This window comes from Natrarchaeobaculum sulfurireducens (assembly GCF_003430825.1).
Taxonomy (GTDB): domain Archaea; phylum Halobacteriota; class Halobacteria; order Halobacteriales; family Natrialbaceae; genus Natrarchaeobaculum; species Natrarchaeobaculum sulfurireducens.
In genome coordinates this window covers 3,378,127-3,403,941 of record NZ_CP024047.1, presented here as the reverse complement: position 1 = coordinate 3,403,941, position 25,815 = coordinate 3,378,127, and the positions used below count along the sequence as shown (strand labels likewise).

Here is a 25,815-nt window from a genome sequence, read left to right as displayed (position 1 = left end):
TCGTTACGGCGTTACTTTCGACGGGCGGCATCGCCCTCACTGACCACTTTGCCGGGCATCTCTCGATCGCCTTCGTCGAGGCGGTTCGCGTGTTCGGATTCAGCGGGCTCCGCTTTCGCAACGCCGACACCATCGAGGAGACGGCAGCGACCGGCGGCTTCTCGGTGCGCTCTATCCTTACCCGAGAGGATCGGGCCGACTCAGCTGACATCGCCAGTTAACGACGGTTCTACAGGCGGTTTGAGGCGAGTGTTTCGGGGCTTGACCCCGGAGGGTGAAGCCGACAGTAGCCGACCAGCCGCTGGGTTGTTTCTTCTCTTCACTCTGCAGCGACGCTCGAGCGGGTCGTCGTCCGGAACCGACTCGTCCGCTGGCTGGGCTCCCGTGGACGCCGCTCGCGTCGAGTCGCTCGTGAGAAAACCGTCGAGTCGCTTACTCGTCGAGGTGTTCGATCCCTTTCTTCGAGACGTTCGCCTCAGTGATCTCGCTTGGCATCCAGTCCGGTTTGTCGTCGGGTGCGGTCTCTTCCCAGGCCCAGCCGTCGTAGATGTGGACCTTCTCCGTTCCCTTCTCGCGGAGCCTGAGTTCGACGCGTTCGGCTTCGTCCTCGCTTGAGCCCGGCTCGAGTCGTCGGGCCGCCTTGAGCGCCGCCTGCCGCGGGGTGTTCCCCGAAAAGACACTCGTCTCTTCTCCACCCGACTCTCGCAGTGCGAAGTTTCGCTTGCCGTCTTCACGTACCATAATTTTCGCCTCCGTGTCAAGAAAACACACGGCTCGACATAAAGATATCCCCGAAAATCGACCGACAGCGCCGGTATATTTAAGTTATTTCGGCTTCCAGTCTGCCCACAGTACCCGTTCATGCGCGAGCTTTTTCCAGTTTCACGGTGACGTACGGCTCGAGTGTCAGTCCGTGTGTCGTAGAAAACACTTAAGTATATCCTACGGCGAAGTTCGACGTAGAATCCCGCGATGGTACGGAAAAAGAAGCTGAGTCCGAGCGGTGCGAAAGACGAAGACGGTAACTATCACAACGTGCACCTCAACCTGCACGAAGATGAACTCGCAGTCGCGGGCATGGATATCGGTGACGAGGTCTTCGTCCGCGTCCGAGACGGCAAAATCATCATCCAGAAAGCCGACAAGGATGACGTAGAACACGAATTCTAACGACCGTTTGTCTACGGTCTGTCGCGCCTTTGCCACCTATTCTGGTGCAGGCACAACGTCTCTCGAGAAACGGTCGATCAAAAGCACTCCTTCCCCCTCTCCGTTCGTTTCACTCACTTCGAGTCGGTCGTCGGCCCGCTCGCTCACGTCGTTCACTCGCGGTACAGAACGTTAGCAACTGGCCACGGGACGGGTGAGTTGCTACTCAGCGAATCGCCTCGAGGTCGAACTCGAAGCCGGCGACGGGAACCTCGAGGTCGTGTCCTGTGTGACCACAGCCGTCCTCTCACTCTTCTGATCGACTGGTCTCGTCTTCGATGCCCGGCTGCCACCCCTTATTTAGGCACGCCTAGAAATTTATCACGCTCGAGGTTTTAGGGCAACCTAAAATGGTCGGCACGACACTCGACGATATCCGGCGGTACGTCGAATCGCTCGCGAGCGATTCGGGTGAGTACAGCCTCGTCTGCGCTCGAACGGGCGACCGTCCCGTCCCTGCGGTGGGCCTCACGTTCGAGACGCGGGCAATTGCCCGTGCGGCCGCGCGAGCGACCGAACAGTACCGGGCCGCGCTCCGGCAGTACGATCCACAGGTTCCGTACTACGACGTGATCGTCTGCCAGCGTCCGTTCGATGGCGTCGGATCTGGTAGCTTCGACGGTTCTGGGACGGCTCGTCCAACCGAGGAGCGTTTGCATACGGAGCCGTCGATGATCGACTTCTGCCACACGGTCGCCGGTGCAGTCTTCGAAGCCGTCGCGGCGTCCAGCCACGCCGACGTCGAGCGTGCGATCATGGACACCTACTTCGACGTCGCCGAATCGACGACCCACCCGGACGAACTCTGTCTCACACTCGTCGAGAGCATGGCGACCGAACTCGACGCTGCACTCGAGCCCACAGCACAACTCGAACTCCTCCAGTCGGCCGCGACGCGACTGCCACCACGCCGGTCGAACGAGGTACCGATCGAGTCGACACTGTTGCGACTCCAGACCGTGACGGTGCTGACGGCTTTCTCTGTCGAACCGACGGCGACGGATCCAACCACGGGGCCGTGGACGGTCACACTCGAGGAGTACGCGTTCGGCCGCTCGGCGGACCGACTCGTGACACTGCCGTTTGCCCTCGAGTTACTTCGGTGGCGACCTCGTGACGGACTGGCGATTGCTGCTGTCGAACGTCTCGACGATCGACCCCGGGGAACGTGGCAGGTCGTCGTCTCTCCGACGGAGCCGTCGGCCGCAAGCGGACTCGTTTACGCGACGTCGGGGTGTGTGCCGTGACCGTTCGAACGCCGGTTCACGAGTCGATCGATCGCGTCGCGGACGAACGGGAACACCTCGAGGGCTACCTGACGGCGATCGACCGATTCGCCAGCGGCGTCCGTGAACTGTCGGTCAGTTCGCCGTCGAACTCGGCGGCGACACCCCGGCGTCCGGACGGCGGAGTCGTTCTCGCAGGTCGGTCGCGATGGCGGACCGATCAGCCGTCCGACCGATGTGAGCAGGTTCGTGACCTGTTCGCCGACACGATCTATCCCTACAGCGTTGCCGATCTCGAAGAACCGGAGCCCCTCCTCGAGACGATCGCCGAGGAGTTCGGCACCGACGTTGCCGTGGCTCTCTCTCCGGCCACGGACAGTCAGTTTTCCCCGACGGTAAAGCGAGCGACGCTCGCTGCAACGAGTGATCGCAGAGACAGGTGTCTGGCCTTTCAACAGGCCGTCGCCCGCGAAGCCGACTCGCTCGAGTCGGCCGCGTTGACGGTCGAATCGATCACGGACTGGCTCGCGCGAGCGGACGAGACACCGCTGCTGAACCTGGATTTCGACGCCCTCCGAACGCGTCACGAGACTCTCACCGAGCATCGCGAGCGATGCCGAGCGTTGCTCGCTGACCGCCAGTTGACCCTTCAGCGGACCGCCTCACACCACGCCAGCGCCGGCGTCCGCCAGCGCTCGGTCACCGAGTATCTTTACAGTGAGTTCCCGTCGTCGTACCCGGTGTTGTCGACGACGCTTCGGCTCGAGGGAGTCTGTGCAGCGTGCCAGCGGGCCGTGCGGGACCACCTGACGAGGCGGGTCTAAGAGAACGAACGGGGAGTAGCCACCAGGTCGCGGTACTACTGCAACGCGGCGAGGTCGAACTCGAAGCCGGCGACGGGAACCTCGAGGTCGTGTTCCACTAGCACCTTCGGGTGGATTTCGCCGATGACGCCGACGGCTTCGCCGTCGATGACGACGCTCGCCGTTCGACCCGGAATGTAGGTCGGGTGGTCCGTCGGCGGCGTCTCGAGGTCGACGTCGAATCGACGACAGAGTGCCTGCAGACGGGCTTTCGCATCCTCGTAGCCGACTTCGTGGCTCGCGAGGACGGCACCCACGCGGCGGCGCTCGTCGACGCCGGTGGTCTCGGCATCGTCGAGCGCGGCGGTGAAGCCGATCTCCGCGAGGTCCTGTGGATACGCGCGGTGAGTGTTGCGCTCGAGTACCATCAACAGCGAGGGTGTGACCCACGTCCGGAGCATGGTATAGTCCTCGCTGTAGGGGCCGTTGATCGTTGGTGGGTCGCCAGCACCGAAGACGTCGTCTTCGGGCGTAATCCCGAGCCGATCGAAGTTCTCAGCCTCGTTGATCATGTGGAAGTTCAGCAGGTCCTCGAAGCCCAGGCCGACGAGTTGCTCGCGTACGGACCGCTCGAGCCGGGAGCGTTCGTGGCGGCCGCCGACGGTGCCGACGTCGGGGTACTTCGGCTCCAGGTCGTTGAAGCCGTACGCGCGGCCGAGGTCGTCGATGACGTCGAGCGGGTGAAGCACGTCGACGCGATAGGGTGGGATCGTGACGTCGTAGACGAGGTCGCCTGCCTCGCTTTCGGTCTTCTCGGCTTCCAGGCCGGACCGCTCGGCGAGATCGATCACTTCCTCGGGCGCGAGTTCGATACCCAGGATGGTTTCGATGCGGTCGTGGGCGACCGTCTTGGTCTTCGTCGAGAGATCGGGGCGGACGATCTCGTCGTCTGCGTACTCGACCCGAACTTGCTCGATGGTTGCCCCACGAGCCGCGAGTGCGTAACAGACGATGTTGCACATCTTGTCGATCGTCCACTGGTCGGTGCCGGTCATCTCGACGAACAGCTCTCGAGAGCCGGTCGTGACCTCCGTTCGCTTGCCATTGATGACCGGCGGGAACGAGAACAGTCCGAGGTCGTCGTAGATCGCCGGATACCGGTCGTACTCGCTCACGAGGTCGGCGTAGGTTCGTCCAGTGGGGTGCTCCTCGAGCACGTCCGCCGGCGTCAGTTCGTCGTTCGAGTCAAGCGGAACGAAGGTGTCGCCGTCTGGTTCGACGCCGACGTACTCGATCGTCGGGGTGTCTTCGGTGATGGGAGAGCCTTTGAGCATCGTCAAATCGTGAATCCCGATCGCGCCCTTCGCCCGCTTGCGGCCCATCGTCGCGTGCAGTTTCTCCTGTAACTGGATGAGCGAGTCGAGGCTCTCGTCGTCCAGATTCACGTCGCGGATCACCGCGCCAGTAACGTACGGCCGCTCGTCTGGTACCGACTCGTCGACGACGATGGTCCAGTCTGGATCGTTCGTCGAGGGGACGTGCACCCCGCGAGAATCGCCGTAGTGGTAGCGAAGCGAGCGAGCGACGCCCTCGACCGAGAGTCGATCCAGACGGTCGGGTGCGAACTCGAGTTCGAATTCGCCCTCGTCGGTCAGCCCCTCGAACTCGAGGCCGAGGCCGAACAGGTCCTCCTTGAGTTCCTCGTCGCCCTTCTCTTCGGCGCCGGTCAGTTCACGCAGTTCGTCGGGATCGATATCGACTGTGGGCATCAGTAGGTCACCTCCGTGTTCCGCAGCAGTTCGAGGTCACACAGGGTCCCGTGGATGTCCCGGATGTCCTCGAAGCCGTACATCAACATGAGCAGGCGCTCGAGCGCGAGCCCCCACGCCATCACGTCACAGTCGACGCCGAGCGGTTCTAACATCTCCTCGCGGAAGATACCCGAGTTGCCGATCTCGACCAGTTCGCCCGTCGTCGGGTGGGTGCCGAACAGTTCGAACGAGGGCTCGGTGTAGGGGTTGTAGTGGGGTTTGAACTCGATGTCCGTAATCCCGAACTGGGCGTAAAACTCCTCGAAGGTGCCCATCAGGTCGCGAACCGAGAGGTCCTCGGCCATCACCCAGCCTTCGATCTGGAAGAACTCGAGTAAGTGGGTCGGATCGAGCGTGTCGTTGCGGTACACTTTCTCGACGCTGAAATACCGCGCCGGAGGGTCGATCTCGCCGATCTCGTGGCCTGCCAGATAGCGCGCCGACAGCGAGGTCGTGTGTCCGCGAAGCGCGAGCGCCCGCGCGAAGTCTTCGTCCCACGGCGAGCGGTACCCTTCGCCGTCCGCACCGACGCCCTCGCGGTGGGCCCGCTCGACGTCTGCGACGAGCTGTGCCGGGAGGTCGTCGATGTGGGTCGGTGCCTCGAGGGCGAACCGGTCCCAGTGGGTGCGCGCGGGGTGGTCCTGAGGCATGAACAGACAGTCGTTGATCCAGAAGTCCGCGTCGACGTGTGGCCCTTCCATCTCCTGAAAGCCCATGCCGACGAGGACGTCTTTGACGCGTTCTGCGGTCTGGCGGAGGATGTGGACGTTGCCGCCATCGAATCGCTCTGCGTCGGCCTCGACGTTGTACTCGGCGAACTCCACGTCTTCCCAGTCGCCACCGGTCAGGAGGTCGGGCGTCACCTGGCCGACGGTTTCGGCGGTCTCGACGCCCTCCATGAGTGCCGTGACGCCCGCTTCGGTCAGGGTCACCTCGCGGACGGTCGACTCCCGGCGGTCGGCCAGTCCGCGCCGCTCGAGCCCCTCGAGCGTTTTCCCGTCGATGTCGACACGTTCGACGGCTGTTTCCTCGTCCGAAGGGAGCACTTCGAGTGCGTTCGCCTCCGCGTCGACGGATGGGTCGGCGTCGGGATTGGCCGTGATCTCGCCGCTGTCGATCGCGCCGTAGCCCTTCCGGGCGTAGTTCGACAGCGCGATGTCGACCTGCGGTCCTTCGAGTCCCGACTGCCCGATGACTCGGCCCATCTGGGCTGGCGCTTCGTCGGCACCAGCCTCGAGGGCGGTCTCGTACAGCCGAACCTCGGGCAGTCGGTCCGTCGCGTATGCACGCCCTTCGTCGGTGAGCGTGATCGTTTCGTCGACGCGTTCGGAAACGGCGACCAGGTCCGCCTCCTCGAGTTCGAAGGCCGCCCCGGTGACGGTCTCCGGCGGGAGGTCGGTCGCCGCGGCGAGGGCGTCGACGGACGTCGCCTCGTCCGCGCTTGCGGCCTCGAGGACCGCGACCTGTGATTCTTTCAGTTGCATTCGCTTGTGTGGTAGGCGTTCGGGCGGTCAGTTAGCGGTTCCGATGCTCGACGGACTCGAGCGACTCGAGTGGACGGTTTCGCCACAGACACCCGGTGTGGGCGACTACGGGTCCGCCGTCCGGCTCACTCGATACCAAAAAAGCCGAATCCCGGTCGTGCTCGCTGTGGCTGGCTGACGACGCGGTCCGTGTGGGATTCGGACACCATACTCGAGCGACGGCAGGGCGCGAGCAAAAGCTTTGCGGGACGCTGTCACGCCCCGTGAGTGGCCCGGACTCAGCCGTTCGAGACCCGCGTCGTCTCGAGTGCGCCGGAATCGACCCAGACGAACCCCGACTGTTCGGCGGCGGCTTTCGCCTCCGAGAGTGCTGCCGGGTCGAAGGGATCGTCGAATGCGATGCGCGTCTCATCGGGTTCGACAGCCGGGAGTTCGGGCAGGAAGTCGTCATCCTCGAGCAGTCCTTCGACGGTTACCCGACCACCAGCACCGAGTGCGGCCCCGAGGGCCAGGTAGCGGTCGTCCTCGCGTTCCCACTCGACGTCGCTGCCGAACGACTCGTTCGAGACACGCGTCGCACTGGCCGACCCGGAGAGCGTGCCGAACCCGTCGCTCGAGTCCTCGTCGCTCGTTGACTCCCGCGTCGCGTCGTCTTCCAGCCGGGTTGCGGGCGGTTCGTCCGTCGCCTCTGTCCCCGACTCGTCGTCGGCAACCCGTGAGACCGACGGCGAGCCCAGGAGTTCGAACCCGTCGGTTTCAGCGCCCGGCGAGCCGTCACTCGAGCCCGCTTCGTTCCCGTCGTCAGTCTCGGCCTCTTCGATGAACCGTTCGACGTCCTCGCGTGCTCGTTTCGGCTCGGTTTCGGCCTCCTCGATGAGTGAGTCGGATGTCGTCGACGGATTTCCCGGTCGTTCTCGAGCGCCTGCCCACGACGGCCACGGACCGTCGTCAGCGTCGGTCGTCGCGCTCTCGGAGCCGTAGGCCTCGAGGGTGTGTTCGGGCAACAGCGGCGTTCCATCCACGTGGACCCGAGGCCCATAGCGCTCACACAGCCGCTCGAGTTCGGCCCCGTCGACCAGCGCGGCCTGCCAGCGATCGACGCCAGAGGAGAGGAGCACGAACTGGGCGTCCGTGCCGGTCAGCAACGAGGTGTTGATCCCATCGAGGACGGCGGGCAGGTTGTCGGTCCCGAGCGGCGTCTCGGGGTAGGTAATCGTCGCCTCGCGGCGTCGTCCCTGGGGGTCGGCAGCCTCGAGTACCAGCCGATCTCCGACTCGGCGTGGGCTCGAGCCGTGGCTCAGGTCGACCGACCAGCCGATCGACTCGAAGACGGCCTCGAGTTCGACCTCGAGCGCCACCTCCGGGTATCGTGCCGAACAGCTGAGTCCGCGGTCGCTCCGGGCGATCGTTCGCCGGAGCACAGCCGTGGGGTGTTGCCCATCGTCGAGGACATCCGCCAACACCGTCTCGAGCGCGTCGTCTGTGCCCGCAGTCCGTCTGAGATCCGCCGGGGTTACGCCGAACGAGCCGAGGACGTCGGCCGGAACCAGCAGGTCGTCCGCGTCGCGTGGAGGGCGGGCCATCGTGTGAGTGGTTTTACCATCGGCCGTTTATACGTTTGTCAGACGCCGGACTGACGGGTCGGTCAGGTCGCCGGAGAACATCCCCCGATTTCGACTACCGTCGACGTGGCGACTCGAGGTCGAGATCGAGGTCTTCGAGCAGTTCGGCGGCCTCCTCGCGCTTTTCCTGGTGGTCCCCCAGGAACTCTTTCATGAGCTGGGCGGCCTGTTCCTTGCAGTCGCCACAGAGGCGCTCGCCGCCGACGCACTCGTCGTAGACGCGCTTTGCGAACTCGTCGTCGTCGCCGGCCAGCAGGTAGGCGTACAGCTCGTAGACGGGACACTCGTCCGCACGCCCGCCTTTCTCGCGTTGCTCCTCGGCGGTCTCGCGGCCGCCGGTCGTCGCCGATTTCACCTTGTCGTAGCCGTCTTCAGGGTCGTCGAGCAGCGAGATGTGGCTTGCAGGGTCCGACGAGGACATCTTCCCGCCGGTGAGGCCGGTCATAAACCGATGGTAGATCGACGACGGCGGCCGGAAGCCGTGGCCGCCGTTCTCGAGTTCGATCTCGCGGGCGAGTTTCTCGGCGTCGGCGACCTCGAGGTCGAAGGCGTCGACGTGGCTCTCGTAGACGCGTTTTTCGCCCTCGACGGCGTCGATCAGCGCCTCGAACGCCTCGTCGGTGGCCCGTCGGTCGGAGAATCGGGTTCGTGGGCGGACCGGTTCCATTCCCGCCTCACGGAGCTTCGTCAGCACCGACTCGAGCGTCGCGGCGTCGACCTCGAGGTCGGACAGCGGCGTCTCCTCGAGCGCGTCGGCGACGTGGACACAGCGTAGCTGGTCGTCGTCGAACTCGGCGGGCTCGAGTCGCTCGTAGCAGTCGGCGACGAGGTCGCGTTCGTCGTCGGTGAGTTCGAAGCTCGCGTACGCCTCGCTCACCTTGAAGTAGCGCGTCCGTTCGGCCAGATCCCGCGCCAGCCGGACGTGGGGGTCCTGGTCGGGGCCGACGGGGATGACGGTCGGCTTTGGCTCCTCGAGTTGTGGATAGAGGATGTCGGCCATCTGGGTGACGACCGACTGCATGTGCGAGACGCTGGTCTCGCCGTCGAAGCCGTAGATCGCCTGGAATTCCGAGAAGTTCGCCTCTGCGCCGAGATCGAACGCCAGATCTTGCACCTCGCGGTTCGTCGACTGCCGGTAGAGAGTGCCCGCCTCGGGGTCGAAGCCGAGCGCGAGCAGCGACAGCAGGTAGCTGCGGGCGTGCTCGTCGATCTCCGCCCAGCTCATCCCGCGAGCCGAGTTCGCCTCGAGGTCGGCGATCAGGCCGTAGGCGTCGGCACCCTGTTGTTGGTGCCAGATGATCTCGTCGAAGACGAGCTTGTGGCCGATGTGGGGGTCGCCGGTGGGCATAAAGCCCGAGAGCACGGCCGCGTCCTCGCCCTCGGACAGTGCGTCGGCGACGGGCCGGTAGTCGCGGTGGCCGAAGATGACTCCCCGGCGCATCAGGTAGTGCGGATTGGGAACGTCCTCGAGCACCTCGTCGACTTCCTCGATGCCGAACTGCTCGAACAGTTTGCGGTAGTCGGAGACGGTCGAAGAGCCCCACGGGTCCAGGGCGACGTCATCAGCGCCTGCTGTCCCGCCATCCGTCACCGGTTCCCCGGTCATCGGTTCCCCTGACTCGGACTCCTCGAGCCGATCGTCTCCGGTCATTAGCTCCGAGTTGGCGCGCCAGCGCGCAAAAGCCTTCGGCTTCGCCCCGGTTTCGAGGCGCAGGGCACACGGGTAGAGTCACATCCGCTCCGAGCGACGCTCCGGTATGAAAACCAGCGTGTTTGGCCACGAACGACGCATCGACGGCTCGGTGCTCGAGGCCGATCCAGCGGCGTAATCGTAACCGGGGTCAGACCGGCGCTATAGCCGCGTCGCTATTGGTCTTCTCCCGCTCGATCGCGTTCGAACGGACGCGTCTCCGAACGCAACTGTTCGAGGCGACTCGCCGGCCCGACACCTGCGAGCGCGACGATGGCGAACACCCCGTCACCGTCGGGCCGGGGAACGTCGCCGCTTAAGATTTCGGCGGAACCGGTGGTCGTCTCGAGCAAGGATCGGCCGTCGGCGATCGCCTGACGGTTCAGCCACGCCGGTGGCCCGCCGACGAGCAACAGTGCCCGGTCGGCGCCGCTGGGTTCGCATTCGAGGGTGAGCCGGCCGCGCAGGGCTTTGCTGATGGTCGTCTCGACGGCGCTAACTGCGGCACTCGTATCGACGCTTTCTTTCGAGGTGAACAGCCCCAGTCCGAGCAGTGAGCCGCCGTCGTCGGTCTCGACGTCTTGTGTCCCGTAGCCGAGCGTGATGACGTCCGTCCGGCTGCCGAAGATCCGGGCGACGTCGTTCGCGTCGACGACGCTCTCGGCGTCGACCTGTTCGTCGTTCGCGCCGGCCGTCGCGGCGAAAACGGCCGCCACACGGGTTGCGAACTCGCGGTTGAGCCGGCCCCGTGCTTCCGAGAGGGACTCTCCGGCGCGGAGCCACGCCTCGTTGTCGAAACAGATGACGGCGTCGGCACGCCCCTCGAGACGCTCGAGCGTGCGGACCGCGTTCTCCTCGGCGAGCGGCCGGTGTTCGCCGTCGGGTCGTGGATGTGGGTCTGCCTGCGTCGGCCGGCGGCTCGGGTCGTCGCCGTCGTCAGTCGGCACCTCGAGTTCACGCTTGGCTGGCAGCGTCGTGAGGACGTAAACGGGCGCGTCGTACAGGGTTTTGAGGTTCGCGACGAGTGCGGGAGCCGTCCCCCCGCCGGTCGCCCCGCCGAGACCGAGACAGACGAGGAAGGCGTCTGCGACCGACGGCTGGCCGCGGTCGAGCTGGCGGCTGAGTTCGTCGACGTGTGCGTCGCCGACCGAAAACCCACGCTGGAGATCACCCTCGAGCCCGCCGTCGATGGTCTGGCCGTATCGATGCCGGTTCGCGACCGGAACCTCCGACAGTGCCGTCACCTCGTCGCTGTCGACGTCGAATGCGAACGCGTCGCCGACGAACGATCGCCCGGTCGAATCAGCCGCCGCGATCGAATCGGCGATCCGACACCCTGCGCCACCGACGCCGATCACCTCGAGTTGCATACGTGACCTATCTGCAGTCGGGGGGTTTCAGCGTTCCGCCCGGAGACGGCTGGGTGCGTCAAACGAACGTCGAGAGCTGCCTCAGGGTGTCAACCGTTCGATCGACCACCACTCGATGTCACCGTCGGCAGCGTCGTCGACGAGCGCGAACACCATCGTCTTGCGGACGCCGTGGGCCAATCGAACGTCGAGTGCGAGGTCTCGCGGCTCGAAAACTGACGTCGTGGGGTGGACCCGCACCAGCAGTTCGGAGTGATCGAGTTCGTCGACCGTCTCGACGTTCGCATAGGTGCGGAAGTCGGCCCCGAACTTGTAGCCCGTCTTCGGAACGACGTCGCGCTCGCGAAGCGCCGTATAGACTGCCAGTCTGCGGTCGAACCGTTCGCCTTCGACTTCTCGACCGCGGTCGCGGACCGCGTCGGGATCGAGCTCCAGTGCCCCTCGCTCGGCGAGATACGTCGCCTCGAGCAGCGAACACTGGAGCGTCGGCCGGTCGTACTCCCGGCCCTCGAGCGGCTGACCGAAAAACGCCTCCTCGTACAGCGACAGCGGCGGCTCCCAGACGACGACGCGGTCGGCGAGCAGATCCGCGCCACAGTTTTCGGGAAGCGGTGCGTCCGTCGTCCCGTCGGGCGCTCGTCGGCTCACCTCGAAGTACGTGATCTCGCTTTCCTCGTCGACGACCGCGAGGACGCCGGCCTCGAGATCGGTCGCGTTGACGTCGGTTCGCTCGCCGACGACCTGCAGGGCGTACTCGACCTCGCCGTCGCGTGGCCCCTTCCCGCGCGGGAAGACGGCGAAGTCGGCTTCGGGCGGGTCGGTGACCCAGGGCTCTGCGGCTGGTGAGAGGTAGAACCCCCGCGAGCGCAGGTCGGCGTACACCAGAAACCGAACCCCGAAGTCATCGCCGGGTTCGCGGGCGACGAACGACCGAAAGTCGAGTCGTTCGCCGCCGTCGTCGATGACCGCCTCGAGGTCGCCCCGAAAGAGGAGGTGGGCCGCCTCGACGGGTGCCAGCGCGATTTCGTTGCCGGTGAGCGGATAGCCGTAGCCCCGTGAATCGTGGTATCGCTGGCGTGCGTCGGCCCCCACGCGGATGACGCCCGCCGCCTCGTCGAATCGCCCCTCGAGTGTCATACTCGGACTCTCGGCTGTCGACCACTAATGGGCTGCGAATCCCTCGCTCGTCGCAGTAGTCGTCGAGCGTACCGATCACGTTACGAACTACACCTCGAAAGCCGCTTCCCTTTTATTTCCACCCGCACCGGCTGATTGGACGGTTGTCGCTTGGTGTCCGGTCGCCCGGACGTAGCCCGGCGGGTGATCGACACCGTAGATGGCTCGTCGGTCGTCGCCGTTGCCATCGTGGCCATCGTCAATCGTCGCTCGCGGGTTCGGCCTCGAGTCGGCGCTCGAGCACGCGTTCGCACGTGGCGTCGAGACAACGGCTGCCGGTGTGGGTGTCGAACGTGGGGAGTCCACAGCCACACTCGCCGTCGATCACGCCAGCGGGGATCGCAAAACCGGTGTCACAGTCGGGGTAGCGCTCGCAGCCGGCGATCAGCCCGCCTCGGCGGAGGATCCGGAGGTCGCCGTCACAGTCGGCTTCGGGACAGTCCCACTCGCGGTCGAACGCCTCGGCGACAGCCTCGTCGAGGGATTCACAGTTCCGGTCGAGACAGACGTCGAACGCGAGGCCGCGCTCGACGCGCATCCGCGAGAGCCCACACTCACAGCGGCTCCCGTCGGCCTGAATCGTCGCGTCTCTTGGGACGCCGTAGCGAGTGCCACAACCGACGCAGTGAACGTCGCTCGAGCGGACGAGCGCGCCGTCACAGTCCGGACAGGTGCCGACGGGCGGTCCTGCCGCTGAACTCGGGTAGTGGGCGAAGCCGTCCTGGTCGTGGGCGGCGATCCGGAGCGTCTGGGTGTCCTTTTTCGCGACGAGCGTGAAGTCGTTCGCCCGGTCGCTCGAGACGCTGTCGGCCCGGGTGAGCCAGGCGACGGGCTGGTAGCCGTCGACGTCGTGGACGAGGACGGTATTGTCGGGTTTGACGATAGTCGTGACCCGGCCGCGGTACTCCTCGCGTTCGGTGCCTTCGGCGATGACGGTACAGTCTCCCGCCAGCACACGGATCGCGTCGTCGATCATGCCACCCTTGGCCGCGGTATCGTACTTAAACCCGCGTCCGTCGGAACGGTCTCTATTCGGTCTGACACCGAGCAGTGACTATCTGGAGTATTCGACACCTTCGTGCATCCGGTCGAAAAATGACGCTCGTGTGTCGAACGTACCCATCCGTTTTCCTACTGAAATTCATTCGTCGATTTGACGGTTTCCATCACTTTTGAGCCTGTTAAAGCGCGAATACGGCCACAAAACAGTAAATACTTCACTGGCCGGTTGAGACGGTACGGTAGAACAGCATATGGGTTATATCGTCGCCGAGAACGTCACAAAACGCTACGGAGACATTCACGCCCTCAAAGACGTCTCGTTCGAGATCGACGAAGGCGAGTTCGTCGTGATCCTCGGCCAGTCTGGTGCTGGCAAATCGACCTTGTTGCGTATTTTGAACGGATTAACGACGCCGACGTCCGGGTCGGTGTCGATCGGGGGTGACACTGTCTCGGGGCGGCGAAACGACGTCGGGATGGTGTTTCAGCAACACTACGTGATCGATCAGTTGAGCGCCTACGACAACGCGCTGACGGGGGCACTCAACCGAACGTCGTTTCTCAAGAGCCTCTTTAGAATGTACGATTCGGCGGACAAGCGCGAGGCCCTTCGCGCCCTCGAGACCGTCGGGCTGCTCGAGGAAGCGAGCCAGCGCGTCGACCACATGAGCGGTGGCCAGCAACAGCGCGTCGGGATCGCTCGTGCGCTGGTCCAGAAACCGCAACTGTTGCTCGCCGACGAGCCAGTTGCGAGCCTAGATCCTGGCTCGGCCGAGTCGGTGATGGGGTACATCAAGACGGCAGCGGCGGAGCGAAACCTCACGACGATGGCCAGTCTGCACCAGGTCAACCTCTCGCGGCAGTTCGGCGAGCGGTTTCTCGGAATGCGTGACGGTGAACTCGTCTTCGACGGCTACATAGACGATCTGACCACCGACGTCATCGACGAGATTTACGGCGACATCGAAACCGAGGCCATCAGAACGGGGGCCAAGGCATGAGCCTCGAGCCCTCGGAAAACGACGTCGACCGGACGCTCAAGCGACTCCAACGGTCGCGTCGAATCCGGTGGGGGATCGGATTCGTCGGTCTCGTCGTCCTCGCTATCGTCTTCTACCGATCGACGGCGGTCGTCGGCTTCTCGATCGCCGAAGTGCTCGCTCACAGAGAGCAGTTCGCAGATGCCGCCAGGGACTTCTTCCCGATCACGACCTACTTCGGCGCGATCCCGTTCCTCGATGTCGCACAGTACTGGGCGTTTATTCAGTCGGAGGGACTGTTCGGACATGCGATAACCACCCTTTCGATGGGGATCGCCGGGACGATTATCGGACTCCCGCTGGCGCTCCTGTTTAGCGTCCTCGGGAACGAACGCGTGCTCCCGTTCCCCTTCAACTTCATCTTCCGCGGGCTGATGAGCATGATCCGTTCGATCCCCGCTCTCGTCTGGGCGCTCATCTACGTGCCGCTGGGCGGGATCTCGCCGTTTACCGGCACGCTGGCGATCGCGACCGACACGATCGGTAATCTCGGGCGGCTGTTCACCGAAGAACTCGAGGAGATCGACGACGGTCCGATGGAGGCGATCGACTCGACCGGCGCGGGCCACGCCCAGACCATCGTCTTCGGCATGCTGGGCCAGGTAGTGACGCCGTTTATCGCCTGGACGCTGTACGTCCTCGAGATCAACGTCCGGATCGCCGTCACCCTCGGTCTGATCGGCGCTGGCGGCCTCGGCTACGTGCTCATCACCCAGCAGGGGATGTTCAACTACACCGAGATGATGGCGACGCTCGTGGTCGTCTTCATCCTCATCATCTCCGTCGAGATGATCAGCACCCGAACGCGGGCGTACATCCGCGGGTCGGACGCCGACCAGCAGAGTTTCTTCGGGCTGATCGTCGGCTTCCCACGCCGGATGGCCGAATCGGTCTTCAAGTAACGGACGCCACCTGACTCCCCTCGCTCTCCCCCTTGCGTCGCTTCTCGTCGCACAACGTTTCACGTCCGAAAGCGGTCGTGACGTCCCGACTCGAGAATCCCTAGACCGACAGTTCGTCGAACCGATCCGGAAGGATGACCTCGCCGTTGAACGCCTCGCCTGCTTCTTCGAGAAATCGCACTCGGTGCTCGTCGCCGTACTGGTCGGAGACGTGGACGAGGTAGAGTTCGTCCGCCCCGACGTCGGCTGCAAACCGGCCGGCTTCGCGGGCCGTCCCATGTTTCAACTCTCGGGCCAGGTCGGCCTCGGACTCGAGATACATCGACTCGTGGATTACGACGTCCGCACGGTCGACGGCGTCCACGAGCGCCTTTGATCGGGTCGTATCGCCGGTGTAGGCGATCCGACGCTCGCCGTCGAACAGGAGTCCCTGCGTCGGCACGACGTGATCGGCGGGGAGGGAAGTAACGGAGACGTCGCCGACATCGAAGCCGTCATCGGGTTCGGTCGGCTCGAGCGTCCACGAGGCGTCGGCTGCCAGCGCGTCGAAGCCAGGTGTGACCGCCTCGAGACACGCGTCGACGGCTTCGAGCGCCGATTCTGGTCCGCGGATCGTAAGCGGCGGGACTGCCTCGCCAGGCTCGTCTGCGACTGCGCCGGCCCGGGTCAGGAAGTGTCCGAGCAGAAAGTACGGAACACCGAGGGCGTGATCGGCGTGGGAGTGTGTGACGAACAGATCGGTGACACTGGTCAGTGGCCGCTCGAGGGCGTCGAACGTCTCGACGATGTTCGGGCCGCAGTCGACGAGCAGGTGGTCGTCGCCGTCGACGAGCCGAAGATGGACTGGCTCGCCGTTGCGCGGATACGCCTGCGTACCGAGAAGCTGTAGCCGGGCCATACCAACCCAGTCGACGCGTCGAAAAAGTACGCTTCGATCGCGGCTTACTCGGGCGACTCGGCGTCTTCGGCGTCGTCGATGTCGTCGATCAGGTCGATGCCGAGCGTCTCGATCGCATCGCGGAACTCGCCGTAGTCGTCGACGGTGGCCTCGTTGACGCCGTCGAACCAGAGCGGCACCTCGGAGTCTTCGTCGACGAGGTCGTCTTCGGTCGCGTTGAGGATGACCTCCTCGACTTCCTCGGCGACGGGCGAATCCCAGTCGCTGCGGATCGTCAGGGGTGCCCGTGGGAGTGGCTCGGAGGCGGCGACGAGGCGGAGATCCGTGCTCTCGTCTTCGACGAACTGGAAGTCACCCGAGATGTCGGCTACGTCGTCCGGAATCTCGTCTTCTGGCAGGTGGGGCATGACGGAGAACTCGCCGGTCCCTGCAGCGACGACGCCCTGGCGGTTGAGCAGCGTCTCCCGAGCGGTCGAGTGATCGGACCACTCGGCCTCGAAGTCTTCAGGCTGGCCGAGCGGGGCGTCGCCGATGTCGAAGCCAGCTTCCTCGAGCATCAACAGCGGGACGAGCGAGCCAGTTCCCGACAGCGGATCGGCGAAGCCGACGGTCGGGTCGTCGTGGTTCGCGATGTCCTCGAGACTCTCGATGTCGTACTCCGGCGTCGTCGTGATGAACGTGAAATATCGGTCGGAGCCGTCCTGCGATCGGGTGCCGAGAATGTCGGCGTATCCCTGCTCTGCGGTGTAGATCCCGACCTCCGGGGAGACGTCGCCGATGTCGGCATGTCCGTCGCGGATCGCGGCTGCGACGGCCGCGAAGTTCGCTGCGACGTCGACGTTGACCTGTACGTCGGCTTCCTCTTCGATGAGGTCGAAAAACGGGGCCCACTGCTCTTCGATGTCGACTTCGGCTTCGGCGGGCGTCAATACGACGTTGACTTCCTCTCGGTCGTCGTCCGTATCGGTGTCACCGAGACAGCCAGCTAGTCCAGCAACCGCTGTGGCTCCGCCCGCTGCAACGAACTGTCGTCGAGAAACTGCCGTTTTCCGTTCTTTTACACCGCTTTGCGCCCGAATTCGCTTTCTGACCATTGTATAGTTCACACGACGGAGCCGTAATAAACGACTCGAACTCGAGGTTCCCTGTGGAACGTACTCAGACGGCTGCTCACCAGTTTCACAGTCCGTTCGGTTCGGCATCGAAACTGGACGCGCGCCAGCCCGTCTCACGCTAGAATCGCCTGTGGCTCCTCGCCTGGAACGTCGAGTTGCGTTCGCGTTTGCGACCGAATTTCGGACGGATTTTGTAGGGGTGTGCCCAATCGAGCGTGTGGCCAGTGCAACGTTGATCGTCTGTTGTGGATTGCCCGGCGTCGGAAAATCGGCCGCTTCGGCGCACCTCACAGAGCGACTCTCGGGAGTTCGTTATCGCAGCGACGTGATCCGAAAGCAGCTGTTCCCGGACCCCGAGTACACGGCCGCGGAGACGGCCGCGACCTACGACGAGTTGCTCACTCGGGCTCGAGCGGATCTCGAGGCCGGTTCGGCCGTCGTCCTCGACGCGACGTTCAAAACGAAACGGCTCCGCGATCGTGCTGCAACTGTCGCTCGTGAGTCGAACGCGGCGTTCGAGGTGGTTCACGTCGTCTGTGACCCGGACGTCGTCGAGACGCGGATCGAAAACCGGACGGACTCAGTAAGCGACGCTGACCTTCGGGTGCACTACCTCGTCAAGGAGTCGTTCGAATCGATCGAGTGCGACCACGTCGTGATCGACAACTCGAACTCGCTCGATGCGACCCGTCGCCAACTCGACCGGTCGATGCTCGGTCTCGTACCCAGCCGACTTTGAGACGATCTGTTATCTCTGATTTTCGAACTCGAAATCACTCTCGGCTTCAGACCACTATACTGCGGTTAGTCATCCGGTGGTTCGACCAGGACCGCTCCGGAACTCGAGGCGGTGATCCGACACTCCTGGTAGGAAAAGCTCACCTCGACGGGCTGGTTTCGGTCCTGTGCCGACTGCACGAGTTCGTTCAGCGCACTGCCGTCGATAGTGTCGAACAGCGGTTCCATCTCGAGTGTCTCCTGGTCGGTAACGGTTGCTACGGCTTCGACGATCGTCACGACGAGATCGTCGGTCTCCGAGTCGAACTGCACGTGGAGGGTTTCCGTGACGGGCCGACTCGTCTCGCCAGCGGGTAACCAGAACGGCTCTGATTCGGGGTGTGTCGTCTCATCGGTCATAAATAGTACCACGGCGGACAGCGTGGTAAGGGGGCACGCTGACTAGTCAGCGTGCGGCCGCGCCCGACTTCTCGAACAGGTGCTGGAAGACGATCTGCTGCGCTTTGCGGAGGTGCTGGTTGAACGTCTGTCGGGTCACGCCGAATCGGTCGGCCAGTTCGTCGCCGGTACTGGTTCGTGGCGACTCGAAGTAGCCGCTGAAGTACGCCGCATTGAGCGTGGCCAACTGCCGATCCGTCAGCGCGTCGGAGACCACGTCGTACAACAGGTGTGGCGAGTAAACGAGTTCTTCGGAGACGAGTTCGGCCTCGGGGTGAAACGCCCGGATGCCGTCGGCGACCTGGCGGTGATCCTCGTCGCCCGGAATCTCGCCGAGGAACCTGACCTCGTCGTGGCTGATGACGACCGACCGAGGATGCCCGCCCAGGGCCTGAAACACCTCGGAGACGGTCGCTGATTCGGCACGTGCCTCGAGGCGGCTGTAGCCGTCGATCGTGCTGAGCAGACGGACGTCGGTGATGTGTGGGACCTCTTCGACGGCAGTGATGAACTCGCCCGCCGTGAGGTCCCCCGTTCCCATGTACTGGACGGTCGCCCCATCCGGAAGCGAGACGACCGACTCGACCTCGATTCTGCGTTCGCCGCTGTCGACTCGAAGGGACGGTGGCACGGCCGACTCGTCGGCACGATACTCGAGCCGGCGCATGTCGGTGCTGGTCAATCGTTCCTCGCGGTGTTTGAGCGCCGTCACGTCTTCGAAGGAGACGATGACGTAGTCGACGGCCCCGGCATCGTCCAGTATCGGCGAATAGTTGCTCGTCATCCACCGCTCGGAGCCGTCCGGACGGTGGAGCCAGTGTTCGAAGCCGTATACGGGATCGCCCGTCTCGAAGACGCGCGTGACGGGATGTTCCTCGAGCGTGATCGGCGAGCCGTCCTCGGTGGCGAGGTTCCACTCGCCAGGGTGGCACGTCCGCTTCGTAATCTCCGCTCTCGAGAGCCCGAGCGTCTCCGTCGCCCGGTCGTTTGCGAGGATGATCGCGCCCGTCGAGTCGACGACGACGGTACTGATCGGACTCTCATAGAAGCTCCGCCCCAGAACCTCCTCTGAGTGACTGTCTCGCGTTTGGTCGTGTTGGCCGGGATTCGGGCCGGTTTCGACCGCCCCGGGCCACTGTGGGTTCGTCATCGTACGCTCGCTCCCCTGGGATGTCGTCTTTGTTCCCCGACGTGCTCGAGCTGCTCGGCTCGCTGAGATCGACCCCGGTGGTTCCGCCCGGCTCGTCCTCCGGACGGTCGAACGAGCTGCAGGCAGAACGACGGGTTTTCGGGCTGCTGTCGATCCATATCGCCAGTATGGGCCGGTCGAATAAGTGTCCACCTACGGACAGGAGACGAGACAGTCAGTCCCTCCCCAACGACCGGGTCATCCCTCGAGTGCGGACCGGCGACGGTCCTCGGGGAAGATCGCTTCCTGGACGTACGCCGAAACCACCCAGTTGGGTGCGTTGACTACCTCGTTTATCTTCAGATCGACGGCCGCCGAACACAGCATGTAGGCCTGTTCGCGCGTCAACCCGCGTTCGTCGTGGAGGTGCTCGATCATCGCTCGGACAGCGGTTTTCGCTGCTTCCTGCAGGTCGTCGGCGACGCCCGACGTACAGAACGCGGGGCCCTCGCGGCCGGTCGGCGTGAACGGCCCGGTGGTCTCGAACTGAGGATACTCGATATCCAGGTCTGTCCGGACGTCGAACCGGCAGGTGACGGTCATCGGTGCTTCGATCGCCGAGCCACAGACCTCTCCGTCGCCCTGTGCGGCGTGACAGTCACCGATGCTAAACAGTGCGTCTTCGACTGCAACCGGGAGAGACACCGTCGACCCTGCCGTGAGGTGCCTGATATCCAGATTGCCGCCGACGGCTCGTGGCGGAAACGTTTCGTGGTCGCCCGGCTCGTCGGGGGCGACGCCGACGATGCCGGGAAATGGGTTCAGTGGGACCTCGATGCCGTTTACGAAGTGGCCGACGTCGTCCTCGAGTTCCCAGACGTGGAGTGCTGGATCCGAAAACTCCGCCGAGAGGAGACCGAGCTCCGCCGCGCCCGGAAGGACCAGCGTCCATCCCCAGCCGTGGTGCTCGACCTCGAGCAGTTCGACCTCGAGGACGTCACCCGGCTGTGCGCCGTCGATCGCGATCGGGCCCGTCAGCGGGTGAACGGGGCCGACGTCCAGGTCGACGACGTCGGTGACGCTCGAGTCGGGACCGATCTGTCCGTCGGTGGCGTCCCGGCACGTGAACTCGACGACGTCGCCGGACTCGACGGTCTCGACTGGCTCGAGGTCCCTGTTCCAGGTGCTGTGGACAGTCGCGTCGTCGGCTTCGACTCGACGTCTTCCCGGATTCGACTCGCTCGACATTCGATTACTGTAGAGGATCCAACGATAGATAAACACACACCTGCTCGGCACACCGGCCCCTCTCAGGCCCCGTCGGAACTCGCATCGACCGGGTCCAGACCGTCGGCCTCGTTTTCGCTCGCCTGGGCTGCGTCACTCACCCGCGTCCGCCACTGCTTGGCCGTCTGCAGTTCGGTTTCGATCACGGTGAAGTTCCGCTGGAGTGTCCCACGTGTCTGTTCGAGCACGTCTTCGAGTTCGGCCAACCGATCGCCGTCCGTCTCCCGATCGTCGACGACGCGTTCGAGGCGCTGCGCTACGCTCTCGAGTCGGTCGTTTAGCGTCTCGAGTTCGCCCTCGAGTGACTCGATCGCCGACCGGTGGTCCTCGAGTTCGTCGAGCGGTGTCTGGTTTCGGTCGAAAAAGTCCTCCATCGCCTCGATGTACGCTTCGAGATCGAGAAACCGGGACTTGAGGTGATTGAGCTGTACCTCGGTCCGTTTCTGGGACTCGAGTCCCAACGCTTCGCGGAGGGCTGCTCGCTGGGCCTGACTCACCTCGTCGCTCTCTAAGGCGTCGACGATCGCGTCGACGGCCTTCGATCGCGGCGTCGCTGTCGACTCTGCCGCTTCGTCATCCGCCCCGTCCGGTACGACCGCATCGTTCGGTAGCAGTTCGACGAGTTCGTCCAGCGTGACGTCGTCATCGGGCATCGTCAACTGCCCGATGCTCTCGAGGAAATCGATGTACGCCGGGTCCTCGAGCAGTTCCTCGAACTCGACTTCGTCGACTTCCGTCTGCACGTCGGCGAACTCGTGTGTCTCCACCGCTGTCGCTCCTCCGGCCGCTTCGGTTCCGCCGTCCGTTGCACGATCTACCGATTCGTCCGTGTCCCCATCGTTTTCCGTTGTCATCCAATCCAGAAGCTCGCGCTTCAACTGGCTGAAAATGAGATACGTACGGTATAAGCGTGCACCATCGTGTGGCGATAGCTATCGGTGCTGTCGACCGGTCAACCGGCCGTGACCAGTGAGTGGGCTGATTTAATACGTAATTATCTACGTTTTCAGCGCTGAGAACGCTCGAGACGGGGACGACTCACTCACTGATCTCGAGCCGGGCGTATCTGAATCGGATCGCCGAGGCGTCCCCTGGCTGTCCGCTCCGGGGAAACACGTTTGTCCGCCGAGCAGAAGTATCGACCATGTCCGATACGACTGCAGAGATCGTACTCTTCGACGGCTTCGATGAACTCGACGCGATTGGCCCCTTCGAGGTCCTCGAGAACGCTGCCGAGGCCGGTGGCGACCTCGAGACCCGGCTCGTCACGCTCGAGGGCGACACCGACGAGGACGGCCTCGTGACGGCGAGTCACGGACTTCGTGTCGAACCGGAGGGAACGCTCGGTCGACCGGACCTGTTGATCGTTCCCGGTGGTGGCTGGACGACTCCCGGCGGCGTCCGCGCCGTCGTCGAAGACGGGGCGCTCCCGGACGCTGTCGGGGAGTGTTACGAAAACGGTGCGACCGTCGCTTCGGTCTGTACCGGCGCGATGATCCTCTCACACGCTGGCTTGCTCGAGGGCCGTCCCGCGGCGACCCACCACGTCGCCGTCGACGACCTCGAGGCCGCAGCCGCGACCGTGGTCGACGAGCGGGTGGTCGACGACGGCGACGTGCTCTCGGCCGGTGGCGTCACGTCGGGAATCGACCTCGCCCTGTGGCTCGTCGAACGCGAGTTCGGCGAGGAGATCGCCAGCGATGTCTCCGAGCTGATGGTTCACGAGCGTCGAGGAGCGGTCTTTACCTCCAGTTCCGATTGAGCCGGTTTCGGGCCGATCCGGGGCGCCTTTAGGCCTTGAATCCGGGGGCCCGACCGTTCGAAAGCCGTGTGCTCACTCGACGTCGACGGTACGCCGGGAGTCAAACGGCACTAACGGCGTCTCCGGGAAGGCGACGCTGACGGTGAACTCGAGTTCGTCGGCATCAGCGCCGAAGACGGCGACGGGGACGGTGTCGGTATCGCGCAGATAGGTGCTCGTACTCGTCATTTCGACGCCGTTTACGGTCACGCGGATGCCGGCGCGGGCGGGCTCGCCGACGTTTTCGATCGTCACCTCACAGACGTCGTTTTCGCCGGTGGCGATCGTCTCGGGGAACGACCCCCAATCGATCTCGACGGCGGGCAGCGACTGGGCACCCTCGTAGACGCGCTCGGCGACCCCCTCGGAGAGACCGGCGTCGGTCAGTCCCGCGACGCGAGCCTCGACGATGTCTGCGGGAGTCGACAGTCCGTCACGCGAGAGCTTGCTCGCCCGACCGGGACCGATGCCGTCGATTGCGGTCAGCCCGACGGCGTCTTCGCTGACGCCGTTCTCGATGCGGGCTTCGACCCGTCGGGCGAGGTTCGCAGCGTGGGGGCCCGCGAGCCGATCGAGAAACGCTCCCTGTGCGGAGAGCAGTCGCGAGGCGTTGCGCTGGATCACCCAGGCGTCGCTTCGCAACTCGGCGGGCGGGCTGCCGTCGGCTGCACTCCGTAAGATGGCGAGAACTTTCCGCTGACCGGCGTCTAACGCCTCGGTGTCGACGCCGACCAGGACCGCGCTAATGGCGTCGCGTTCGTCCTGTCGGGCCGAGACGGAGTCGAACTCCTCGGCGGTCGCGACCGCCTCGAGGACGTCACCGGGCTCGAGCGTCGCTCCGTCGGCGACGGCGTCAGCCAGGTCGGCGAACGTCGCAGCCGTCTCGAGACGGAGGTAGTATTTCGAGGCGAGTACGCCTCGCGGAGTGGCTTCGATCGAGAGGTCGGCGTCGGTTTCGACGAAGCCCCGCTCGACTAAGTCCTCGAGACAGTTACGAACGCGTTCACGGAGGTTGGGAAAGTCATACTCCGCTGGCTTCGACTGGCCGCGAACGTAGAAGAACGTCGTCTCGAGCCAGTCCATCACGTCCTCTAGGTCGGTGATCGTCCCCATGGCGATCTCGGCGTTGAGGTGGGTCTCTAAGCTCTCGGCGAGCCGGGACTCGATCTCTTTGCCGTCGGTCAACAGCCGGCGGTACTTGTCCGCTTCCGCGGTGTCACAGACGACCCAGCCGTAGCCGACGTCGTCGTAGCCCGGCCGACCTGCACGCCCGAGCATCTGGAGAACGTCGAGCGGGCTCATGTCGACTTCGCCCTCGAGCGGGTCGTGGATTTTCGTATCGCGGATGACGACACAGCGAGCGGGGAGGTTCACACCCCAGGCGAGCGTCGAGGTCGAAAAGAGCAGTTCGACGTGGCCCGCCTTGAACCACTCTTCGACTAGATCGCGGTCGGTCTTCGAGAGGCCGGCGTGGTGGAAGGCCACGCCGTCGAGCATGGAGTGATACAGTGTCTCGTTCTCGATGGCGTCTTTCAACTCGGTGTGTGAGTCGTAGTCGCCGCGAACCCCGATCGGCACGTCGCGTTCGGCGATTTCGTCTCTGGCTTTCTTCGCCGCGCGGACGGTGTCCTGTCGGGAGGAGACGAACACGAGCGCCTGGCCGTCGTCTCTGAGGTGTGGCTCCGCGATATCGAGTGCCCGATAGAGACGGCGGTACTTGTCCGCAAACGAGTTTTCGCCGTGCGTGTACGTCTTTACGCCCGCGTGTAAGTCGACGGGACGGTACGCCTCGTCGAACTCGAACGTCGTCTCCTCGGATGCGTCGAGCCAGGCAGCCACGTCGTCGACGTTGGGCATCGTCGCCGAGAGCGCGACGACCCGCGGCGCACAGAGCCGTCGCAGCCGCGAGATGGCTACCTCGAGGACCGATCCTCGACGGTCCGCATCGAGGAGATGAACCTCGTCGATGACGCAGACGTCGACGTCGGTGACGAAGTCGTACCGCCGGGAGTCGTGTTTTCGGGTCGCCGAGTCGAGTTTCTCGGGCGTCATCACGAGGATGTCCGCCCGTCGGGCGCGACGGGGATTCAGGTCGCGTTCGCCCGTGACGACGTAGACCGAGTAGCCAAGCTCCTCGAAGCGGTCCCAGTCGTCTTCTTTCTCGTTGGTCAGCGCACGCAGTGGCGCGATAAACAGGGCCGTCCCATCGTCTGCCAGCGTCTTACAGATCGCGAGTTCCGCGAGTGCGGTCTTTCCCGACGCGGTCGGGGCGCTCGCGACGACGTTCTCCTCACGCTCGAGGAGCGCGGGCACGGCCTCGCGTTGCATTCGGTTGAACTCCTCGAACGCGAACGCATCGGCAAAGTCGGGGAGAACCTCGGCGACCTCCATCACTCGGACACGGGTAGCGGGTGATGAAAGGCGTTTCCTTCGAGGACCGACGACGGTGTGTCGTGTCGGTCACCGAGACTGCACGACGGCGGCGAGGATCGCGCCAGTCGTAGCGAAGACGAGTGGGAACAAGAGTCCACCCAGCAAGATCGCGGGAAGCACTTCGGGAGCCATCGATCCCGATGCCTCGATGCCGAGGAACTCGCTTTCGGTGCTCGTCTCGCTGACGACCGCCCCGACGGCTAGCACGACGAGATAGCCGAGCGTGATCGGCGCGCCGACGATGACTCCCTCACCGATATCGCGAGCACCGAAGTGCGAGGCGAGTAAGAGACCAGCTCCTAGCAGCACCACTGGCGGAACGGCGTACAGTAGCGTCACCCGCGTGGTGTCTGACTGTGCGATTAAGTCGACAGTCGTCGTGCCACCGAGACCCGCGATGTCACCGGTGGCTTCGATCTCGACCAGGTGAGCGTTGTAGAAGTACCACGCGACGCCTTTCCAGCTCTCGACGTCGTCTCCGAACGCCGACCGCACCTCACTCACTGCAAAGAGGTACGTGACGAGATAGCCGATGAGTGCCGCCACGACGCCGACTCCTGCACTCGCTGCGACGCTCGAGGCACGTGATACCGACTCCCCGGTGGACGTGGGTCGCTGCTGTGACATAGTAGCCACACCGG

Annotated in this window: 24 protein-coding genes; 8 read left to right on the top strand and 16 right to left on the bottom strand. The window is 64.3% G+C overall.

The features are described 5' to 3' along the window. The first annotated feature begins 89 nt into the window (after positions 1 to 89). The gene (locus tag AArc1_RS19580) at positions 90 to 221 is read left to right on the top strand and encodes a hypothetical protein (protein WP_267130080.1); all 132 of its coding nucleotides are present in this window, start codon (positions 90 to 92) and stop codon (positions 219 to 221) included. A gap of 211 nt (positions 222 to 432) precedes the next feature. Here the strand turns inward: AArc1_RS19580 and AArc1_RS17825 are convergent, their stop codons facing one another. After that, positions 433 to 741: a non-histone chromosomal MC1 family protein gene (locus AArc1_RS17825; RefSeq protein WP_117365608.1), complete on the bottom strand. Its 309-nt coding sequence runs from the start codon at positions 739 to 741 to the stop codon at positions 433 to 435. A 231-nt stretch (positions 742 to 972) separates the two neighbouring features. Here AArc1_RS17825 and AArc1_RS17820 point away from each other — a divergent pair, with 231 nt between their 5' ends. The 3 genes from AArc1_RS17820 to AArc1_RS17810 all read left to right on the top strand — a co-directional run bounded on the left by AArc1_RS17820 (position 973) and on the right by AArc1_RS17810 (position 3,259). Then, the gene (locus AArc1_RS17820) at positions 973 to 1,170 is read left to right on the top strand and encodes a hypothetical protein (protein WP_117365607.1); all 198 of its coding nucleotides are present in this window, start codon (positions 973 to 975) and stop codon (positions 1,168 to 1,170) included. 389 nt (positions 1,171 to 1,559) lie between these two features. After that, positions 1,560 to 2,456 carry a DUF7551 domain-containing protein gene (locus AArc1_RS17815; protein ID WP_117365606.1) on the top strand — a complete coding sequence of 299 codons (897 nt, stop codon included), beginning with the start codon at positions 1,560 to 1,562 and terminating at the stop codon, positions 2,454 to 2,456. After that, complete coding sequence (locus AArc1_RS17810; RefSeq protein ID WP_117365968.1) at positions 2,453 to 3,259, top strand: DUF7260 family protein; 807 nt, start codon at positions 2,453 to 2,455, stop codon at positions 3,257 to 3,259. Before AArc1_RS17815 ends, AArc1_RS17810 begins: the two co-directional genes overlap by 4 nt. 35 nt (positions 3,260 to 3,294) lie before the next feature. Here AArc1_RS17810 and pheT read toward each other — a convergent pair whose 3' ends face one another. The 7 genes from pheT to AArc1_RS17775 form a co-directional block, all read right to left on the bottom strand. Beyond that, a complete protein-coding gene (pheT, locus tag AArc1_RS17805; protein WP_117365605.1) occupies positions 3,295 to 5,007 on the bottom strand; it encodes a phenylalanine--tRNA ligase subunit beta in 1,713 nt (570 codons plus the stop codon). After that, entirely contained in the window at positions 5,007 to 6,533 is a 1,527-nt protein-coding gene (pheS, locus tag AArc1_RS17800; protein WP_117365604.1) for a phenylalanine--tRNA ligase subunit alpha, read from the bottom strand. The genes pheT and pheS overlap by 1 nt, the downstream gene beginning before the upstream one ends. 278 nt (positions 6,534 to 6,811) lie before the next feature. Beyond that, entirely contained in the window at positions 6,812 to 8,116 is a 1,305-nt protein-coding gene (locus AArc1_RS17795; protein WP_117365603.1) for a hypothetical protein, read from the bottom strand. 94 nt (positions 8,117 to 8,210) lie between these two features. Continuing rightward, on the bottom strand, positions 8,211 to 9,806 hold the full coding sequence (locus AArc1_RS17790; RefSeq protein ID WP_117365602.1) for a tryptophan--tRNA ligase: 1,596 nt from the start codon (positions 9,804 to 9,806) through the stop codon (positions 8,211 to 8,213). A gap of 215 nt (positions 9,807 to 10,021) precedes the next feature. After that, positions 10,022 to 11,215: a tubulin/FtsZ family protein gene (locus tag AArc1_RS17785; protein ID WP_117365601.1), complete on the bottom strand. Its 1,194-nt coding sequence runs from the start codon at positions 11,213 to 11,215 to the stop codon at positions 10,022 to 10,024. Positions 11,216 to 11,296: 81 nt separating this feature from the next. Next, positions 11,297 to 12,352, bottom strand: a complete 1,056-nt coding sequence (gene endA, locus AArc1_RS17780) for a tRNA-intron lyase (RefSeq protein ID WP_117365600.1) — start codon at positions 12,350 to 12,352, stop codon at positions 11,297 to 11,299. 238 nt (positions 12,353 to 12,590) lie between these two features. Further along, the gene (locus tag AArc1_RS17775; RefSeq protein ID WP_117365599.1) at positions 12,591 to 13,367 is read right to left on the bottom strand and encodes an endonuclease NucS domain-containing protein; all 777 of its coding nucleotides are present in this window, start codon (positions 13,365 to 13,367) and stop codon (positions 12,591 to 12,593) included. 277 nt (positions 13,368 to 13,644) lie between these two features. On the opposite strand from AArc1_RS17775, the gene phnC reads away from it, so the two are divergent. Together phnC and phnE are read left to right on the top strand one after the other, a co-directional pair. Further along, the gene (gene phnC, locus AArc1_RS17770) at positions 13,645 to 14,394 is read left to right on the top strand and encodes a phosphonate ABC transporter ATP-binding protein (RefSeq protein ID WP_117365598.1); all 750 of its coding nucleotides are present in this window, start codon (positions 13,645 to 13,647) and stop codon (positions 14,392 to 14,394) included. Next, positions 14,391 to 15,335: a phosphonate ABC transporter, permease protein PhnE gene (gene phnE / locus AArc1_RS17765; RefSeq protein WP_117365597.1), complete on the top strand. Its 945-nt coding sequence runs from the start codon at positions 14,391 to 14,393 to the stop codon at positions 15,333 to 15,335. The genes phnC and phnE overlap by 4 nt, the downstream gene beginning before the upstream one ends. 100 nt (positions 15,336 to 15,435) lie before the next feature. On the opposite strand, the gene AArc1_RS17760 is transcribed toward phnE, so the two are convergent. Together AArc1_RS17760 and AArc1_RS17755 are read right to left on the bottom strand one after the other, a co-directional pair. Beyond that, positions 15,436 to 16,233, bottom strand: coding sequence for an MBL fold metallo-hydrolase (locus AArc1_RS17760; protein WP_117365596.1), 798 nt, complete (start codon positions 16,231 to 16,233; stop codon positions 15,436 to 15,438). 44 nt (positions 16,234 to 16,277) lie between these two features. Beyond that, complete coding sequence (locus tag AArc1_RS17755; RefSeq protein ID WP_161958307.1) at positions 16,278 to 17,327, bottom strand: PhnD/SsuA/transferrin family substrate-binding protein; 1,050 nt, start codon at positions 17,325 to 17,327, stop codon at positions 16,278 to 16,280. Between the two features lie 238 nt (positions 17,328 to 17,565). On the opposite strand from AArc1_RS17755, the gene AArc1_RS17750 reads away from it, so the two are divergent. Continuing rightward, positions 17,566 to 18,087 carry an AAA family ATPase gene (locus AArc1_RS17750; RefSeq protein ID WP_117365594.1) on the top strand — a complete coding sequence of 174 codons (522 nt, stop codon included), beginning with the start codon at positions 17,566 to 17,568 and terminating at the stop codon, positions 18,085 to 18,087. A 65-nt stretch (positions 18,088 to 18,152) separates the two neighbouring features. Here AArc1_RS17750 and AArc1_RS17745 read toward each other — a convergent pair whose 3' ends face one another. From AArc1_RS17745 to AArc1_RS17730, 4 genes are all read right to left on the bottom strand, one after another. Next, positions 18,153 to 18,485 carry a HalOD1 output domain-containing protein gene (locus tag AArc1_RS17745; RefSeq protein ID WP_117365593.1) on the bottom strand — a complete coding sequence of 111 codons (333 nt, stop codon included), beginning with the start codon at positions 18,483 to 18,485 and terminating at the stop codon, positions 18,153 to 18,155. A 46-nt stretch (positions 18,486 to 18,531) separates the two neighbouring features. Then, entirely contained in the window at positions 18,532 to 19,674 is a 1,143-nt protein-coding gene (locus AArc1_RS17740) for a bacterio-opsin activator domain-containing protein (RefSeq protein ID WP_117365592.1), read from the bottom strand. Positions 19,675 to 19,911: 237 nt separating this feature from the next. Next, positions 19,912 to 20,901: an acetamidase/formamidase family protein gene (locus tag AArc1_RS17735; RefSeq protein ID WP_117365591.1), complete on the bottom strand. Its 990-nt coding sequence runs from the start codon at positions 20,899 to 20,901 to the stop codon at positions 19,912 to 19,914. 62 nt (positions 20,902 to 20,963) lie between these two features. Beyond that, positions 20,964 to 21,794 (bottom strand): hypothetical protein, encoded by an 831-nt coding sequence (locus tag AArc1_RS17730; RefSeq protein WP_117365590.1) that lies wholly within the window; start codon positions 21,792 to 21,794, stop codon positions 20,964 to 20,966. Positions 21,795 to 22,084: 290 nt separating this feature from the next. Here AArc1_RS17730 and AArc1_RS17725 point away from each other — a divergent pair, with 290 nt between their 5' ends. Further along, positions 22,085 to 22,702 carry a DJ-1/PfpI family protein gene (locus tag AArc1_RS17725; RefSeq protein WP_117365589.1) on the top strand — a complete coding sequence of 206 codons (618 nt, stop codon included), beginning with the start codon at positions 22,085 to 22,087 and terminating at the stop codon, positions 22,700 to 22,702. A 72-nt stretch (positions 22,703 to 22,774) separates the two neighbouring features. On the opposite strand, the gene AArc1_RS17720 is transcribed toward AArc1_RS17725, so the two are convergent. Both AArc1_RS17720 and AArc1_RS17715 read right to left on the bottom strand, forming a co-directional pair. After that, positions 22,775 to 25,132, bottom strand: a complete 2,358-nt coding sequence (locus AArc1_RS17720) for a DEAD/DEAH box helicase (RefSeq protein ID WP_117365588.1) — start codon at positions 25,130 to 25,132, stop codon at positions 22,775 to 22,777. Between the two features lie 69 nt (positions 25,133 to 25,201). Then, positions 25,202 to 25,801 carry a hypothetical protein gene (locus AArc1_RS17715; RefSeq protein ID WP_117365587.1) on the bottom strand — a complete coding sequence of 200 codons (600 nt, stop codon included), beginning with the start codon at positions 25,799 to 25,801 and terminating at the stop codon, positions 25,202 to 25,204. Positions 25,802 to 25,815 lie beyond the last annotated feature (14 nt).